17 protein-coding genes are annotated in these 16,479 nt (G+C 70.1%); 12 read left to right on the top strand and 5 right to left on the bottom strand.

Annotated features, from left to right (window positions below; translation table 11 throughout):
* Positions 1-52 precede the first annotated feature (52 nt).
* Positions 53-1,162 (bottom strand): fatty acid desaturase, encoded by a 1,110-nt coding sequence (locus tag QTH86_RS18740; RefSeq protein WP_286647741.1) that lies wholly within the window; start codon positions 1,160-1,162, stop codon positions 53-55.
* A 204-nt stretch (positions 1,163-1,366) separates the two neighbouring features.
* On the opposite strand from QTH86_RS18740, the gene pyk reads away from it, so the two are divergent.
* The 3 genes from pyk (at position 1,367) to QTH86_RS18755 (ending at position 4,976) form a co-directional block, all read left to right on the top strand.
* On the top strand, positions 1,367-2,815 hold the full coding sequence (gene pyk, locus QTH86_RS18745; RefSeq protein WP_286647742.1) for a pyruvate kinase: 1,449 nt from the start codon (positions 1,367-1,369) through the stop codon (positions 2,813-2,815).
* A 99-nt stretch (positions 2,816-2,914) separates the two neighbouring features.
* Positions 2,915-3,979, top strand: coding sequence for a class II fructose-bisphosphate aldolase (fba, locus tag QTH86_RS18750; protein ID WP_286647743.1), 1,065 nt, complete (start codon positions 2,915-2,917; stop codon positions 3,977-3,979).
* Positions 3,980-4,070: 91 nt separating this feature from the next.
* Complete coding sequence (locus QTH86_RS18755; RefSeq protein ID WP_286647744.1) at positions 4,071-4,976, top strand: phosphoribosylaminoimidazolesuccinocarboxamide synthase; 906 nt, start codon at positions 4,071-4,073, stop codon at positions 4,974-4,976.
* A 22-nt stretch (positions 4,977-4,998) separates the two neighbouring features.
* On the opposite strand, the gene QTH86_RS18760 is transcribed toward QTH86_RS18755, so the two are convergent.
* The 3 genes from QTH86_RS18760 to QTH86_RS18770 all read right to left on the bottom strand — a co-directional run bounded on the left by QTH86_RS18760 (position 4,999) and on the right by QTH86_RS18770 (position 7,780).
* Positions 4,999-5,436, bottom strand: coding sequence for an META domain-containing protein (locus tag QTH86_RS18760; protein WP_286647745.1), 438 nt, complete (start codon positions 5,434-5,436; stop codon positions 4,999-5,001).
* 81 nt (positions 5,437-5,517) lie between these two features.
* Positions 5,518-6,819, bottom strand: coding sequence for an aspartate carbamoyltransferase (locus tag QTH86_RS18765; RefSeq protein WP_286647746.1), 1,302 nt, complete (start codon positions 6,817-6,819; stop codon positions 5,518-5,520).
* A gap of 40 nt (positions 6,820-6,859) precedes the next feature.
* Positions 6,860-7,780: a tetratricopeptide repeat protein gene (locus QTH86_RS18770; RefSeq protein WP_286647747.1), complete on the bottom strand. Its 921-nt coding sequence runs from the start codon at positions 7,778-7,780 to the stop codon at positions 6,860-6,862.
* A 36-nt stretch (positions 7,781-7,816) separates the two neighbouring features.
* Between QTH86_RS18770 and purE the strand changes: the two genes are divergently transcribed.
* The 4 genes from purE to QTH86_RS18790 all read left to right on the top strand — a co-directional run bounded on the left by purE (position 7,817) and on the right by QTH86_RS18790 (position 11,001).
* A complete protein-coding gene (gene purE / locus QTH86_RS18775) occupies positions 7,817-8,374 on the top strand; it encodes a 5-(carboxyamino)imidazole ribonucleotide mutase (protein ID WP_286647748.1) in 558 nt (185 codons plus the stop codon).
* Positions 8,371-9,552 (top strand): 5-(carboxyamino)imidazole ribonucleotide synthase, encoded by a 1,182-nt coding sequence (locus QTH86_RS18780; RefSeq protein WP_286647749.1) that lies wholly within the window; start codon positions 8,371-8,373, stop codon positions 9,550-9,552. The genes purE and QTH86_RS18780 overlap by 4 nt, the downstream gene beginning before the upstream one ends.
* Positions 9,549-10,550 (top strand): L-threonylcarbamoyladenylate synthase, encoded by a 1,002-nt coding sequence (locus QTH86_RS18785; RefSeq protein WP_286647750.1) that lies wholly within the window; start codon positions 9,549-9,551, stop codon positions 10,548-10,550. Before QTH86_RS18780 ends, QTH86_RS18785 begins: the two co-directional genes overlap by 4 nt.
* A gap of 136 nt (positions 10,551-10,686) precedes the next feature.
* Positions 10,687-11,001 (top strand): hypothetical protein, encoded by a 315-nt coding sequence (locus QTH86_RS18790; RefSeq protein WP_286647751.1) that lies wholly within the window; start codon positions 10,687-10,689, stop codon positions 10,999-11,001.
* Between the two features lie 19 nt (positions 11,002-11,020).
* Here QTH86_RS18790 and dacB read toward each other — a convergent pair whose 3' ends face one another.
* Positions 11,021-12,454, bottom strand: coding sequence for a D-alanyl-D-alanine carboxypeptidase/D-alanyl-D-alanine endopeptidase (gene dacB, locus QTH86_RS18795; protein WP_286647752.1), 1,434 nt, complete (start codon positions 12,452-12,454; stop codon positions 11,021-11,023).
* Between the two features lie 68 nt (positions 12,455-12,522).
* On the opposite strand from dacB, the gene QTH86_RS18800 reads away from it, so the two are divergent.
* From QTH86_RS18800 to pyrF, 5 genes are read left to right on the top strand one after another with little or no spacing between them, the layout of a single operon-like run.
* Positions 12,523-13,533: a DMT family transporter gene (locus tag QTH86_RS18800; RefSeq protein ID WP_286647753.1), complete on the top strand. Its 1,011-nt coding sequence runs from the start codon at positions 12,523-12,525 to the stop codon at positions 13,531-13,533.
* Entirely contained in the window at positions 13,526-14,224 is a 699-nt protein-coding gene (gene tsaB, locus QTH86_RS18805; RefSeq protein WP_286647754.1) for a tRNA (adenosine(37)-N6)-threonylcarbamoyltransferase complex dimerization subunit type 1 TsaB, read from the top strand. The genes QTH86_RS18800 and tsaB overlap by 8 nt, the downstream gene beginning before the upstream one ends.
* A 9-nt stretch (positions 14,225-14,233) precedes the next feature.
* Positions 14,234-14,734, top strand: a complete 501-nt coding sequence (gene rimI / locus QTH86_RS18810) for a ribosomal protein S18-alanine N-acetyltransferase (protein WP_286647755.1) — start codon at positions 14,234-14,236, stop codon at positions 14,732-14,734.
* Between the two features lie 58 nt (positions 14,735-14,792).
* Entirely contained in the window at positions 14,793-15,581 is a 789-nt protein-coding gene (locus tag QTH86_RS18815; RefSeq protein WP_286647756.1) for a uracil-DNA glycosylase family protein, read from the top strand.
* Between the two features lie 42 nt (positions 15,582-15,623).
* A complete protein-coding gene (pyrF, locus tag QTH86_RS18820; protein WP_286647757.1) occupies positions 15,624-16,448 on the top strand; it encodes an orotidine-5'-phosphate decarboxylase in 825 nt (274 codons plus the stop codon).
* Positions 16,449-16,479 lie beyond the last annotated feature (31 nt).

Here is a 16,479-nt window from a genome sequence, read left to right on the forward strand (position 1 = left end):
CATGAAAAAGCCCGCATCCGCGGGCTTTTTGCTGTCGTCGCGGGCCTGAGCCTCAGGCCATGGCGGTCGCTGGTGCACGCAGCGCGCTGGTCGCGCGGCCCTGGAAGTCGGTCCAGCACTGGCGCGAGAAGTCGTAGAGCTTGCAGGCGCGCGCGGTCGAGAAGTACCACTTCCACGAGAAAGGCTGGACGATGATGCGTTCGGGCAGCAGGTGCTCGAGCATCTTCTGGGCCTCCTTCAGTTTGTAGAGCGGGATGCTCATGTCCACATGGTGCGCCGTGTGCTCCATGATGTGGTGAATGAGCGCGCCGATCTGCAGCGGGAAGGTCAGGTGCACGGTGGTCGACACGAAGGGCTGCGCGCGCTGCCAGGCGGCCTTCTCGTCGTGCCACTGCACCTTGACGTGCGTGTGGTGCCCGTAGATCACGAAGCCCATCATGTTGAACCAGAAGGCCATCGGCACCACGAAGCCGAGCAGCAGGGCCAGCAGCACCGACTGGCTGGTGGCCAGCGCGGCAGCGGTCAGCGCGGCGATCCAGAGGGCGGCGAAGCCGGTCACGAGCGCGCAGTCCTTGGCGAAGATCGGGCGGTAGCTGTTGCCCATCGTGGCCCGGGACGGGAACATCATCTTCTTCCACCAGATCTCGACCATGTAGTAGAGGCCCGGGCCCCAGCCGCTGCGGTAGATGCGCTCGAGGGCGCGGCGCACCGGCGACAGCGCACGGTATTCGGCCTGCGTCAGCGGCGCCCAGACGAAGTCGACGCCCTTGAGGTTGGTGAAGCCGTGGTGCACCACGTTGTGCCCCATGTCCCAGAGGCTGTAGGCGGTGAGCGAGGGCAGGAAGGCGATGCGGCCCAGCCACTTGTTCAGGCGACGGTGCGGCGTCAGGCTCTGGTGGCAGCCGTCGTGGCCGATGATGAAGAGCCGGCCGATGACGAAGCCCGCCAGCAGGCCGGCGAGCAACTTGAGCCAGACCGGCTTGAGCAGCACCGTTCCCGTGACGAGCGCGCCGAACAGCAGGTAGTCGATGGCCAGCAGCACGAAGGCGCGCACGGTCGTGCGCTGCGAGATCGGGATCAGCCAGGAGCGGATGACCTTGCGGTGCGGCAGCGGCATTTCCGGCGACAGGGGCGTGGGAACAGGATCGGTTGGGGTCTGCATAAGACGAGGCGAAAGAAAGGAAAAACGACGGCGCGGGTGGGCACCGTAACGCATTCATCGGAAGGGGTGATGACGAAGATCAAGCTGCGTGGGGTTGTCGAAGCAACCGTGTCGTATCGCGCAACGACATCTCCACATGTGAGAATTGTGCCAAAACCCCGGTCCGCCCCCGGAACGGATCCCCCGACAGCCCCAGGAGACACTGTGGACACGACTCGCCTTCCCCGCCATGCCACCAAGATCGTCGCGACGCTCGGCCCCGCGTCGAACACGCTCGAACTGATCGAGCAGATGATCGTCCACAAGGTGAGCGTGGTGCGGCTGAACTTCAGCCACGGCACCGCGCAGGACCACATCGACCGCGCCGCCATGGTCCGCGAAGCCGCGCGCCGCGCCGGCCGCGAGGTCGCCATCATGGCCGACCTGCAGGGGCCGAAGATCCGCGTGGGCAAGTTCGCGCAGGGCAAGATCTGGCTCGAGCCGGGCGCCAAGTTCGTCCTCGACGCGTCGCGTACCGAACTGGGCGACGTCGACGCGGTCGGCCTCGACTACAAGGACCTGCCGCGCGATGTGAAGGCCGGTGACCGCCTGCTGCTCAACGACGGCCTCATCGTGCTGATCGTGAACCTGGTCAAGGGCCAGGCGGTGCACACCACGGTGCTGCTGGGGGGCGAGCTGTCGAACAACAAGGGCATCAACAAGCAGGGTGGCGGCCTCACGGCGCCGGCGCTGACGGCCAAGGACATGGAGGACATCAAGACCGCCATGAGCTTCCAGGCCGACTACGTGGCGGTGAGCTTCCCGAAGAACGCGACCGACATGGAGATGGCGCGCCAGCTCTGCAACGTGGCGGCGGCCGAGTTCGGCCACCGGCCGGGGATGATCGCCAAGATCGAGCGTGCCGAGGCGATCCCGAAGCTCGAAGAGATCCTGCGCGCCAGCGACGGCATCATGGTCGCCCGCGGCGACCTGGCGGTCGAGGTCGGCAATGCGGCCGTGCCGGCGCTGCAGAAGAAGATGATCCGCATGGCGCGCGAGATGGACAAGGTCGCCATCACCGCCACGCAGATGATGGAGTCGATGATCACCAACCCGGTGCCCACGCGCGCCGAGGTGAGCGACGTGGCCAACGCGGTGCTCGACGGCACCGACGCGGTGATGCTCAGCGCCGAGACCGCGTCGGGCCGCTATCCGCTGGAGACCGTGCAGGAGATGAGCCGCATCTGCGAGGCCGCCGAGCAGGCCGAGGACACGGCCCGCGACACCGATTTCAGCGGCCACACCTACGCCCGCATCGACCAGGCCATCGCCATGGGCGCGCTCTTCACCGCGCACCACCTGGGCGCCAAGGCGATCGTCGCGCTGACCGAATCGGGCTCGACGCCGCTGTGGATGAGCCGCCATTCGGCGCACATCCCGGTCTACGCGCTCACCTCGCGCCTGTCGACGCAGCGCAGGATGGCGCTGTACCGCAACGTGCGCCCGCTGCTGATGGATTCGCACACCGACCGCGACACCGCCCTCGAGCAGGCCGAGTCGCACCTGAAGAAACGCGGCATCGTGCAGAGCGGCGACGTCTATGCCATCACCTGCGGCGAGCCGATGGGCGCGCCGGGCGGCACCAACATGCTGAAGATCTGCCGCGCCACCTGAGCGCGCCACAGGCCGTGGGACCCGTCCCACAAGGGGGCTCGGTAGAATTGAGGCAGTTTTTCTTCATTCTTCATCTTCCATTCCCGCGAGGTATTTCCCATGGCTCTCGTCTCGATGCGCGAACTGCTGGACCACGCAGCCGCCAACGGCTACGGCATTCCGGCTTTCAACGTCAACAACCTCGAACAGGTGCAGGCCGTGATGGAAGCCGCCAAGGAAACCGGCGCGCCGGTCATCCTCCAGGCCAGCGCCGGCGCCCGCAAGTACGCGGGCGAGGGCTTCATCAAGCACCTGATCCAGGCGGCGATCGAAAGCTACCCGAACATTCCGCTGGTGATGCACCAGGACCACGGCCAGAACCCGGACGTGTGCCAGGGCGCCATCGACCTTGGTTTCTCGTCCGTGATGATGGACGGCTCGCTCGAGGCCGACGGCAAGACCATCGCCAGCTACGAGTACAACGTCGAAGTCACCAAGAAGGTGGCGCAGCTGGCGCACCGCGTGGGCGTTACCGTCGAAGGCGAACTGGGTTGCCTGGGCTCGCTCGAGACCATGAAGGGCGACAAGGAAGACGGCCACGGCACCGACGCGACCATGACGCGCGAGCAGCTGCTGACCGACCCGGAGCAGGCCGCCGACTTCGTCAAGCGCACCCAGATCGACGCGCTGGCCATCGCCATCGGCACCAGCCACGGCCCGTTCAAGTTCACCCGCAAGCCCACCGGCGACATCCTGGCGATCGATCGCATCAAGGAAATCCACCAGCGCATTCCGAGCACCCACCTGGTGATGCACGGATCGTCGTCGGTGCCGCAGGACCTGCTGGCGATCATTCGCCAGTACGGCGGCCAGATCAAGGAAACCTACGGCGTGCCCGTCGAGGAAATCCAGGAAGCCATCAAGCACGGCGTGCGCAAGATCAACATCGACACCGACATCCGTCTGGCCATGACCGGCGCGGTGCGCAAGTTCATGTTCGAGAACCCGGAAAAGTTCGATGCCCGCGAATGGCTCAAGCCGGCGCGCGAAGCCGCCAAGCTGGTCTGCAAGCAGCGCTACATCGAGTTCGGCTGCGAAGGCCAGGGCGCGAAGATCAAGGGCGATACGCTGCAGGTCGTGGCGGCGAAGTACGCCAAGGGCGAGCTCGCACAAGAAGTGCGCTGAGCATCTCCCGTCTGCTCAAGCCACCGCTCGCGGTGGCTTTTTTCTGCGCGCACAATCCGCCTTTCCCTTCCGTTTTCTTCACGTCTTCGCCATGACCACCGTCCACACCTCCTCCATCCAAAGCCTGCCCCTGCTCGCGCGTGGCAAGGTGCGCGACAACTACGCCGTGGGCGACGACCGCATCCTGATGGTCGCGAGCGATCGGCTCTCGGCCTTCGACGTGATCATGGGCGAACCCATCCCCGGCAAGGGCGTGATCCTCACGCAGATGGCGCTGTGGTGGTTCGACCGGCTCGGCCACCTGTGCCCCAACCACCTGACCGGCGATGCGCCGGAAAGCGTGGTGACCGAGGCCGAAGTACCGCAGGTCAAGGACCGCTCGATGCTGGTCAAGCGCCTGAAGCCGATCCCCGTCGAGGCGGTGGTGCGCGGCTACCTCGCTGGCAGCGGCTGGAAGGAGTACCAGGAGAACCGTGCCGTCTGCGGCGTGCCGCTGCCCGAGGGCCTGACCAATGCCAGCCAGCTGCCGCGGCCGATCTTCACGCCCGCCGCCAAGGCCGCCGCCGGCGAGCACGACGAGAACATCAGCTACGACCGCGTGGTCGAGGTCGTCGGCCCGGCGCTGGCGCAGAAGATCCGCGAGACCAGCATCGCCATCTACGAGGCCGCCGCCGAGATCGCGCTGACCAAGGGCATGATCATTGCCGACACCAAGTTCGAGTTCGGCCTGGACGAGGCCGGCACGCTGGTGCTGATGGACGAGGTGCTCACGCCCGACAGCTCGCGCTACTGGCCGGTCGAAGGCTACGAAGAGGCGCTGCGCAACGGCACCAACCCGCCGAGCTACGACAAGCAGTTCGTGCGCGACTGGCTCGAGGCCACCAAGGTCAACGGCAAGCCCTGGGACAAGACGCCGCCGGCCCCGCGCCTGCCGGCCGAGATCATCGAGAAGACCGCGGCCAAGTACCGCGAGGCGCTGGAGCGGCTGACGGGCTGAGGCCCGTTCCGAGCGGTGCCGCTCAGCGGCTGTCCAGCACCGCCAGCGTCCGCCCGCTGTCGTCGAGCAGCGTGAGTTGGCTGCCGAGCCGGCTGTAGCCCGTGGTGGCCTGCAGCGCGGCGAAGAAGCTGCTTTCCATCGCGCCGCGTTCGGGTTCGATGCAGGCCATGCGCGTCGCCGCCAGCGGGCCGATCGTCAGGCGGTGGCCGGTGCGCTGGTAGGGGCCCGAGACGCGGTTGCAGCCGCCGGAGCCGCTCACGCGCGACCCATCGAACTGCAGCTGCGCATCGCGCCGCGGGTCGGCATCGCGCGGGGCTGGCTGGGTGCCGACGCTGAGCAGGCGCCAGGTCTGCGATTCGATCGGCTCGTCGAGGCTCACGCTGGTGCCGCAACCGGCCAGCAGGGCGATGCCGAGGACCGGCAGGGCGAAGCACAGGGAAAGGTGGCGGATGAGCGGCATGGAAATCCTGTGTCGGTGCTTGCGGCGACGCCCGCCGCGCCGCGATGGTAATGCGGCGTGCGTCGCTGCTGCATCAGGCTGTCAGGCTTCGAGCGCGTCGAAGGCCGCGTCGTCGGGGCCGATCGCCGCGGGCGGCCGCCAGCCGGCGTCGCGCATCGAGCGCGGCACCTGGTCTTCCACGCCGAGCAACACCGCGAACAGCGCCATGCGCACCGGGATGCCGTTGTCGGTCTGGCGGAAGATGGCCAGCCGCGGGTCGTGGTTCAGGTCCGTGCTCAGGTCGTTGGCGCCGGGCCGGCTGTCGCGCGGCAGCGGGTGCATCACCAGCGTGCGCGGGCTGCAGTGGGCATCGATCAGCGCCTGGTGGATCTGGAAGTCCGGCGTGTAGCCCTCGAACTGCTCCTGCTCCTTCGGCTCGAAGCGTTCCTTCTGGATGCGCGTGGCATACACCACGTCGGCGCCCGCCAGGCCTTCGGCCAGCGACGCGGTCTGTACCACCACGTGGCCGTTGCGCGAGATGCGGTCGGCCAGGTGCGCCGGCAGTTCGAGCCCCGCGGGCGCGATCAGCGTGAACTTCAGCCCCCGGTAGAGCGACAGCAGCTTCACCAGCGAATGCACCGTGCGGCCGTACTTCAGGTCGCCGACGAAGGCGACATGCGCACCGTCGACGATGCGCCCGAGCCGCGAGAACTCGCGCTGGATCGTGTACAGGTCGAGCAGCGCCTGGCTCGGGTGTTCGCCGGCGCCGTCGCCACCGTTGATCACCGGGATGTTGGTGGCCCGCGCGAATTCCGCGACCGAGCCCTGCTCGGGATGACGCACCACCAGCGCGTCGACGTAGCCGCTCATGACGCGGCTGGTGTCGTAGATCGACTCGCCCTTGGCCATCGACGAGAAGGTGAAGCCGGTGGTGTCGCAGACCGAGCCGCCGAGCCGGCAGAAGGCCGCGCCGAAGCTCACGCGCGTGCGGGTGCTGGCCTCGAAGAAGAGGTTGCCGAGCACCGCGCCCTCCAGCACCCGCGACACCTTCTGGCGCCGCGCGATGGGCTGCATGATGTCCGCCACCCGGAACAGCGCCTCGACCGACTCGCGCGAGAACTGGTCGACCGACAGCAGCTGCGGCCGTCCCTCGAACAGGATGCGGTCGCGCAGGGCGCCGGAGTGTACGCTCTGCGTCGCCTCGGTAGCGCTCGCCGCCTGCAGGATCTCCGAGACGAAGCGCTGGACGATCTCCGGCATGCCCCGCGCTTCCGACGATCCTTCCGGCAGCAGCCAGGTATCGAGCGCGCGGCGCGTCACGCCGATGCGCTGCGAGAAGGCTTCGCGGGTGAGGTTGAGACGCCGCATGGCGTCACGAAGAAAGGTCTGCTGGTCGGCGTTCATGTCAGAAATGTACGCGATGCGTACATTTCTGTCGACGCCCTCAGCTCAGGACGACGCTGCTCAGTCGGCGGCGGTAGGTCGCCACGGTCGGGTCGTCCGGCGGGATCTGGCCGTCGGCCACCTTGGGCTTGGGCGGCTCGATGATCTCCAGGATGGCGATGTAGGTCTTGCGCGCCAGCTCGTCGTTCCAGGCCTTGTCGCGCATCAGGATCTCGAGCAGTTCGTCCATCGCGTCGGTCCAGCGTTGCTCGGTCATCAGCAGTTGCGCGCGCGCGAAGCGCGCATCGAAGTCGCGCTTGCCGGCAGCGATGCGAGCGTCGGCATCGGCCAGCGTCGGTGCGGCGCCGGTCGGCGGCGCGGCGAAGTCGATGGCGTTCATCCAGCGCTGGAGCGCGTCGAAGCGGCGCACGGCCGGCGCCTTGGCGATGACCGGCGCGAAGGCGACCTTGGCGTCGTCGCTGCGGCCCAGCTGCAGCAGCAGCTTGATGTAGTCGAAGCGCGCGTCGTCGTTGGCCGGGTCGGTGGCCACGGCGTGCTGCAGCTTCTCGAGCGCGCCTTCGGTGTCGCCTTCGGCCAGGGCTTCCTGCGCGGCTTCTTCCTCGGCGGCGGCCTCCAGTTCCTCCGCGGCCGGCACATGCTTGTCGAGGAACTCGCGGATCTGCGCGGCGGGGATGGCGCCGACGAAGCCGTCGACCGGCTGGCCGCCCTTGAACATCACGCAGAAGGGAATGCTGCGCACGCCGAACATCTCGCTGAGCTGGCCCGAGATCTGCGGCACCTTGTCGGCGTCGAGCTTGGCCAGCGTGAAGCGGCCGCCGTAGTCGACTTCGAGCTTTTCGAGCACCGGCCCGAGCTGCTTGCACGGCCCGCACCATTCGGCCCAGATGTCGAGCAGCACCGGCGTGGTCATGGAACCGTCGATCAGCGCGGTCTGGAAGTTTTCGAGGGTGATATCGATCATCGGGTGGAGATGGGGGCGAAACGTAAAATTGCGACCATGAACCAAACAATCCAGGTCGGCGTGGTGATGGGCTCGAACTCCGACTGGGAGACGATGCGTCACGCGGTCGAGATTCTCCAGCAATTCGGCATCGCCCACGAAGCGCGGGTGGTCTCGGCCCACCGCATGCCGGACGAACTCTTCGCCTACGCCGAGAGCGCCGCCTCGCGCGGGCTCGCCGCGATCATCGCCGGCGCCGGCGGCGCGGCCCACCTGCCGGGCATGCTGGCCGCCAAGACCACGGTGCCGGTGCTGGGCGTGCCGGTGGCGAGCCGCCATCTCCAGGGCGTCGATTCGCTCTACAGCATCGTGCAGATGCCCAAGGGCGTACCGGTCGCCACCTTCGCCATCGGCAACGCGGGTGCGGCCAACGCGGCGCTGTTCGCCGTGGCCATGATGGCGGTCGGCAATCCGCGGCTGCGCACGCAGCTCGACACCTTCCGCGCGGCGCAGACCGCCGCGGCCCAGGCCATGACGCTGCCACCGCCCGAGGCCGGCGCGCCCGCCGCGGCGCCGGTGTCGCCCTTCTCGCCGCAAGGCGGGGGCGCGCTGTGAGTGCGCCGACGCCCCATGTGCTGCCCGGCGCCACGCTGGGCGTGATCGGCGGCGGGCAGCTGGGCCGCATGTTCGTGCACGCGGCCCAGCGCATGGGCTACTTCACCGCGGTGCTCGACCCCGACGCCGAAAGTCCGGCGGGCCGCGTGAGCCACCACCACATCCACACCGATTACACCGACGTCGACGGCCTGGCGCGCCTGGCCGGTCTGGCCGAGGCGATCACGACCGAATTCGAGAACGTGCCGGCGCCATCGCTGGAGAACCTCGCCGTGGCGCGCCCGGTCGCACCGGCCGCCGCGTCGGTGGCGATCGCGCAGGACCGCATCCGGGAGAAGGCGCATTTCGTCCGCTGTGGCGTGGCCTGCGCGCCCTATGCCGTGATCGAGACGGCCGAGCAGCTCGCGGCAGTGGCCGACGACCTGCTCCCGGGCATCCTGAAGACCGCACGGCTCGGCTACGACGGCAAGGGCCAGCAACGCGTCGCCACCCCGGCAGAGCTCGCAGCGGCATGGGAGGCCACCGGCGGCGTGCCCTGCGTGCTGGAGAAGCGGCTCGCGCTCGACTACGAATGCTCGGTCATCGTGGCGCGCGGACAGGACGGCCAGATGGTCCACTTCCCGCCGCAGCGCAACCTGCACCGCGACGGCATCCTGGCCGTCACGGAGGTCTACCCGGGCAACATCCCGGTGGGCCAGGCGGCGCGCGCCATCGAATCCACCCGCGCCATCGCCGACGGCCTGGGCTACGTGGGCGTGCTGTGCGTCGAATACTTCGTGCTGGCCGACGGCACGATGGTGGTCAACGAGATGGCGCCGCGCCCGCACAACAGCGGCCACTGGTCGATGGACGCCTGCGACCTGTCGCAGTTCGACCTGCAGGTGCGCACCGTCGCCGGCCTGCCCCTGTCGACGCCGCGCCAGCACAGCCCGGCCGTCATGCTCAACCTGCTGGGCGACCTGTGGTTCGTCGATGCGAGCGACACGACGGTCGAGCCGCCGTGGGCCGACGTGCTGGCGCTGCCGGGCGTGCACCTGCATCTCTACGGCAAGACCGACGCGCGGCGTGGCCGCAAGATGGGCCACCTGAACATCACGGGGCCGGACATCGACACCGTGCGCAGCACGGCCGACTTCGCGGCGGCGGTGCTGGGGTTGCCGATCCCCTTGTCCGAATGATTGTCGACGGCCAATCGTCCGAGGCCATCGCCGCCGCCGCCGACCGGCTGCGCGCGGGCGATCTGGTGGTCTTCCCGACCGAGACCGTCTATGGCCTGGGCGCCGACGCGGGCAGCGATGCGGCGGTGGCCGGCATCTTCCGGGCGAAGGGCCGGCCGTCGGACCATCCGCTGATCGTCCATGTCGCGGCCGGCGCCAAGGGCACCCAGGCGCTGTCGCATTTCGCGCAGCCGCTGCCGCCCTTCGCCGAGAAACTGGTGCGCGCCTTCTGGCCCGGCCCGCTGACGCTGATCGTCACGCGCCAGCCGGGCGTCGGCGCCGCCGCCGCTGGTGGGCAGGACACCATCGGCTTGCGCTGCCCCGCGCACGCCGTGGCGCAGGCGCTGCTCGAGGCCTGCGCCGAACGCGGCGTGCTCGGCCTGGCCGGCCCCAGCGCCAACCGCTTCGGCCGCGTCAGCCCGACCACCGCACAGCACGTGCAGGACGAGTTCGGCGACGAGCTGCTCATCGTCGACGGCGGCGCGTGCGCGGTGGGCATCGAATCCACCATCGTCGACTGCAGCCGTGGCGCGCCGGTGCTGCTGCGGCCAGGTGCCATCACCCGCGACCAGGTCGAGGCGGCCTGCGGCGAGCCGTTGCGCGACAAGGCCGACCTCGCCGCGCCCGACCCGCGGGCGTCGGGCACGCTCGAGGCGCACTACGCGCCCGACGCCAAGGTCAGGCTGATGGACGCCAAGGCGCTGCAGTCGGCGCTCGACGTGCTCGGCGCGCAAGCGGCGCACATCGCGGTGTGGGCGCGTTCGCCGCTCAAGAGCCGCTCGCAGCGCGTGCTGCAGCGGCGCATGCCCGACGATGCGGCGACCGCGGCGCAGCAACTGTTCGCCGTGCTGCGCGGCTTCGACGCCGAGGGCGCGAAGCTGATCTGGATCGAAACGCCGCCGGACACGCCCGAATGGGAGGGCGTGCGCGACCGCCTGCAGCGCGCCGCCGCGGCCTGACGGGTCGCGATCGGCCGCCGCCGGGTCGTTCGCCGCAGAATACTTTCGTTGACGTTCGTGAAATTGTTGCACTCCGATGGCCGGGCCCGCTGGCAACATCTGCGGTTACAAAAAAAGTAACTTCAGGGAGAAGCCGATGATCACGACGCTCAGCGATGCTGCGCTGATCGACAGTGCCGTGGCCGCCATAGGCGATCTGCTGGCACGCATCGAAGACGATGCCAGCGGTCGTCAAAGCACCGAACGACCCGACGAGAACCGCGCGATCCAGCGCTGCCTCACCTCCGCCGTCGCCCTGCTCGACGTGAGCCGCACGCTGGTTCTCAAGCCCGTCTCGCCCACCCCGCTGGAAACGGTGCGCCACTGGGACGCGCTGGTGCAGCAGACCAAGACCGCCGGGCGCGCCGCCTACGAAGCGGCGCTGATGCTGGCCGAGGGCCATCCCACGTGAAGCGCGGCCCGCCGAGTCCTCAATCCTGGGTCGCCCAGTCCACCAGCGCGTCGAAGGCCGGCCGGGCGGCCGCGGCGTTGGCGTGGTTGGCGATCGCCACCACCACGTAGCGCCGCCCGCTGGCGCCGTCGACGTAGCCGGCCACACCCGCCGCGTCGCGCAGCGTGCCGGTCTTCAGGTGCGCGGCGCCGCCCGAGCGCAGCGCGCGCCGCCGCAGCGTGCCGTCGACGCCGGACGCCGGCAAGGACGACATCAGCTCCGACATCACCGGCGAGCGCCAGGCCACCTGCAGCATCTTGGCCAGTTCCCCCGCCGTGATGCGCTCGTCGCGCGACAGCCCCGAGCCGTTGTCGAACACCGGCTGGCCCTCGCCGGTGCCGATGCGATTGTTCCACCACTGGCGCATCGTCGTGCGCGACGCGTCCAGCGAACCGCGCTTCTTCTGCTGCAGCCCGAGCGTGAGGAACAGCTGCTGGGCCATCACGTTGTTGCTGTACTTGTTGATGTCGCGGATCACCTCGGCCAGCGGTGGCGAAACGATCTCGAAGGCCGGCTTCAGCTCGGCCGGCACGCGGCCGTCGCGCACCGTCCCCTTCAGGCGCCCGCCGACCTCGGCCCACATGCCACCGACGGCGCGTGCGGCGTAGCTGCGCGGGTCGGCATAGGCCAGCGCCCAGGTCTTCTCGCCGCAGGCCGTCGGGTAGCTGCCGGAAAAGCGCAGGCGCGCCGGGTCGGCCACGTCGGCGGCCAGCGTGCCGTGCCAGTCGCCGCAGTCGCCGGCCGACAGCGGCACCGTCGGCTGCATCGCCACGCCGGCGAGCGGCGGGTCGAAGCTCACCTGCGCGGTCGCCGCGCCGCGGTTGGGAACGAAGGTCATGACGACCGACTTGAAGTTCACCAGCAACGCATCGGGCGAGGCGTTGTAGGGCCGCAGGCCCTCGCCGTCGAAGGCGTTCGGGTCGGCTTCGATCGCCTCGAAGGCGCTGCGGTCGAGCACGATGTCGCCCTCGATGGCCTGGATGCCCAGGCCCTGCACGCGGCGCAGCAGCAGCCAGAGCCGTTCGATGACCAGCTTCGGATCGCCCTGGCCCTTGATGTAGAGGTTGCCCTGCAGCACGCCGTGGCGGATCGGCCCGTCGACGTAGACCGGTGTGGCCCAGGTGAAGGCCGGGCCCAGCAGGTCGAGGCCGGCGTAGGTCGTCACCAGCTTCATGATCGACGCCGGGTTCACCGGTACCTGGCTGCGCCAGGCCAGGCGCGGCGGCTGCACCGCATCGGCGTCGGCCACCAGCAGCGTGACCGCGTCGCGCGGCACCTTGGCGCGGGCCAGGGCGGCGTCGACCTCGGGGGGCAGCTGCTGGAACGGCTGTTGCGCGGCGGCGCTGGCGCCGACAAGAACGGCGAAGGCGGCGACCAGGGCGGCGCGGCGGGCCGGGAGGAAGGCGAGAGGCATCGGGCCATTATCCGGACGGCATGGCCCCACGGCGGCGGCCGGTCACGCCCGGCCCGGATAATCCCGGGATGCCTGCCGCCGTCCGCTTCTTCCCGCGCCTCTCCGCGCGCCAGCTGGGCATCGGTGCGGCCGTCGTCACCGTGTTGGTGTGGACGGCGTTCATCCTGATCGCCCGTGCCTCGGCGGCCCGCTCGCTCACGCCGTTCGACCTCGCCTTTGCGCGCATCGTCGGCGCCAGCGTGGTGCTGGTGCCCTGGGGCGCGTGGCTGGTGGCGCGGGAGCGCTTGCGCCACCCGGGCCGGCCGGCCGGTTCGCTGCTCGGCCTCTCGCCGCTGGCGCTGCGCATCACGGTGCGCGCCGGCATCTTCGGCGGGTTGCTCTACGCCCTGCTGGCGTACTGCGGGTTCTTTTTCGCGCCCGCCTCGCATGCGTCGGTGCTGCTGCCCGGCAGCCTGCCGCTCTGGACCACGCTGCTGGCCGCGGTCGTGCTGCACGACCGCATCACGCCCGCACGTGCGGTGGGGTTGGGATTGATCGTCGTCGGCGACCTGTTCGTCGGCGGCCGCAGCCTGCTGCACGCCTTCGAGGGCGGCGATGTCTGGAAAGGCGACCTGCTCTTCATGAGCGCGGCCTTCTGCTGGGCCTGCTACAGCGTGGTGGCGCGCCGCCACGGGCTCGATGCGGTGCGCGCCACCGTCGCGATCACCGTCTTCGCCTTCGTTACCTACGTGCCGGTCTACACGCTGCTGGTGGCCGGCGGCTGGGTGGCCAGCCGGCTGGGCAGCGCGCCGGCCGGCGAGATCGTCTTCCAGATGGCCTTCCAGGGCATCGGGTCGGTGGTGGTCTCGGGCATCACCTTCACGCGGATGATCCAGTACTTCGGGCCGGTGCGCTCCACCATGATCACGGCGCTGGTGCCCAGCCTGTCGGCCCTGGGCGCGGTGCTGCTGCTCGACGAGCCGATGCACTGGACGCTGCTGGCCGGGCTGGTGCTGGTCACCGGCGGCATCCTGTTCGGCGTGCGCCGGGCCGTGGTGGCACCGGCCCCGACCCCCTTGCCGCGAGGCTGCGATGCCTGAACCGAAACTGCTCGCCTTCGACACCAGCACCGACGTGCTGTCGGTCGCCGTGCGCCATGGCGATCGCATCGTCGCCCACAGCGGCGCCGGCGGTGCGCAGGCGTCGAGCACGCTGATCCCGCTGATCCGCCGCCTGCTGGCCGAGGCCGGCGTCACGCTGGCCGAGCTCGACGCCATCGCCTTCGGTCGCGGCCCGGGCTCCTTCACCGGCCTGCGCACCGCCTGCGCGGTGGCGCAGGGCCTGGGCTTCGGCGCCGGCGTGCCGCTGTTGCCGATCGACACGCTACAGGCCGTCGCCGACGAGGCGCGCCACCGCTTCGGCGTCGTGCGCGTGGTGGCGCTGCTCGACGCGCGCATGGACCAGGTCTATGCCGCGCACTACGCCTTCGACGGCGACAGCGCGGCCGTGCCCGCGCTGCTGGCGCCCGAGCAGGTCGACGTGCCCGACGGCTGGGCGCTGGCCGGCAACGCCTTCGCGGCCTATGGTGAGCGCCTGCCCAGCGGCACCGCGCGACACGCCGTGCTGCCCACCGCCGAGGCGCTGCTGCGGCTGGCGCCGGCGCTGCTGGCGGCCGGCGGCAGCGTGGCGCCAGCCGATGCGTGGCCGCTGTACGTTCGCGATAAAGTCGCGCAGACCACCGAAGAACGCGCGGCCCTCAAGGCTGCTGCGGCATCCGCTGCCACCCTCTGAACCCCTGACATGAGCGCCGTCCTGCAACCGCTGGAAGCCCGCCTCGACGCGATGACCGTCGAGCGCCTGGACGCGGTCTGCGCGGTCGAGAACCAGGCCTACACCCATCCCTGGACGCATGCCAACTTCATCGATTCGCTGGCGGCCGGCTACCACTGCCAGCTGCTGCTGGGGGGCGAGACGGTCATCGGCTACTTCGTCGCCATGAAGGGCGTGGACGAGGTGCACCTGCTCAACATCACCGTGGCGCCCGAGTTCCAGCGCCAGGGCTGGGCGCCGCTCATGCTCGAGGCGCTGGCCGGCTGGTCGCGCGGGCAGGGCGCGCAATGGCTGTGGCTCGAGGTGCGCACGGGCAACGCCCGGGCATTGCAGATCTACGAGCGCAACGGCTTCCGCCGCGTCGGCGTGCGCAAGGGCTACTACCCGGCGCACGGCGGCCGCGAAGACGCCGTCGTGATGAGCCTGAGGCTGCACGAACCGACCAGCGCCTGGGGCGGGTTGCTGCCATGAGCGCCGCCCGGCCGCCCGAAGGCGCTCAGCACCGCAGCCCGCAGGGCGGAGGTTATCAATGAGCGCCTCATCAATGAACCTCGACGCCCGCCAGCGCGCCATGCTCGACGAGATGGGCGTGAAGGTCTGGTGGCCGGTGGCGGCGGCGCCCGTCGACGTGGACGTCGCCGTCGCCCCGGTGGCCGAGCCTCCTGCGCCGCACCGTGTCGCGGCGGTCGAAGAAGCGCCGTACGAGGCACCGCGCGCTGCGCCGACACCCGTGCGCGCGCCGATCGCTGTGCCGGCACCCAGTGCGCCTGCTCCACCTGCTCCACCTGCCGCACGCGCCCACGGCGCCGCCGTGCTGGTGGCGCCGCCGCACCGCCTGTACGCGACCGAGGGGGCGGCCGAGGGCGGCTGGCTGGTGGTCGCCGACATGCCGCCCGAGGCCGACGGCCGCCACGGCGAGCCCCTGGCCGGCGACGCGGGTCGGCTGCTCGACAACATGCTGCGCGCCTTGCAATTGCACGCCGGCGACATGCCGGTGCATCTGATGCGCACCCACCGCGGCGTGGCCTCCGGCCGCGATGGCAGCCCGCAGCCCTTCGCCGACGCCTTCCTGCCGCAGGCCCAGGCGCTGGCGCCCCGCCTGATCTTCGCCATGGGGCCGCTCGCCGCGCAGACCCTGCTGCAGAGCGCGGAGCCGCTGGGCAAGCTGCGCGGCCGTGCCGCCCGCCTCGACGCACTGGGCGGCACGCCGGTCGTGGTGAGCTACCACCCGGCCTACCTGCTGCGCAATCCGGCCGATAAGGCCCGCGCGTGGGTCGACCTCTGCCTGGCGGCCGACGCGCTCGCGGCCGTCCGCTAGCGCCCCGCGGTCGGCTCGCCGGCCCGCCACCTAAAATTCGGCATGACTTTCATCGACCAGCTGCGCGCCGCCGAGCGGCAGAACCGCTCCCTCCTGTGCGTCGGCCTCGACCCGGAACCCACCCGGTTCCCGGCGCGCCTGAAGGGCGACGCCAACAAGATCTACGACTTCTGCGCACGCATCGTCGACGCCACGGCCGACCTGGTGATCGCCTTCAAGCCGCAGATCGCCTACTTTGCGGCGCACCGCGCCGAGGGCCAGCTGGAGCGGCTGATGGAGCACATCCGCCGCGTTGCGCCGCAGGTGCCGATCATCCTGGACGCCAAGCGCGGCGACATCGGCTCGACCGCCGACCAGTACGCGATCGAAGCCTTCGAGCGCTATGGCGCGGACGCGGTCACGCTGTCGCCCTTCATGGGCTTCGACTCGGTCGCGCCCTACCTCAAGTACCCCGAGAAGGGCGCTTTCCTGCTGTGCCGCACCAGCAATCCGGGCGGCGCCGACCTGCAGGGTCAGCGCCTGGCCAGCGTCGACGGCCAGCCTTTGTTGTATGAACATGTAGCCCGCCTCGCCCAGGGCCCGTGGAACCTGAACGGGCAACTGGGGCTGGTCGTGGGCGCCACCTACCCGGCCGAAATCGAGCGCGTGCGGGCGCTCGCGCCGACCGTTCCGCTGCTGATCCCGGGCGTCGGCGCGCAGGGCGGCGATGCCGTCGCCACGGTGCGCGCCGGGTGGCGGACGGATGCGCCGATCGTCGTGAACTCCTCGCGCGCGATCTGCTACGCGTCCGACGGCGACGACTTCGCGGACGCCGCGCGCCGCGAGGCGCTGCGCACCCGGGACGGTCTCGAAGCGGCCAAGCCCTGACCGACATTTCGTGTCACTTCAAGCCCCTGGT

Origin of the sequence: Variovorax sp. J2L1-78, assembly GCF_030317205.1 — a bacterium.
Classification (GTDB): domain Bacteria; phylum Pseudomonadota; class Gammaproteobacteria; order Burkholderiales; family Burkholderiaceae_C; genus Variovorax; species Variovorax arabinosiphilus.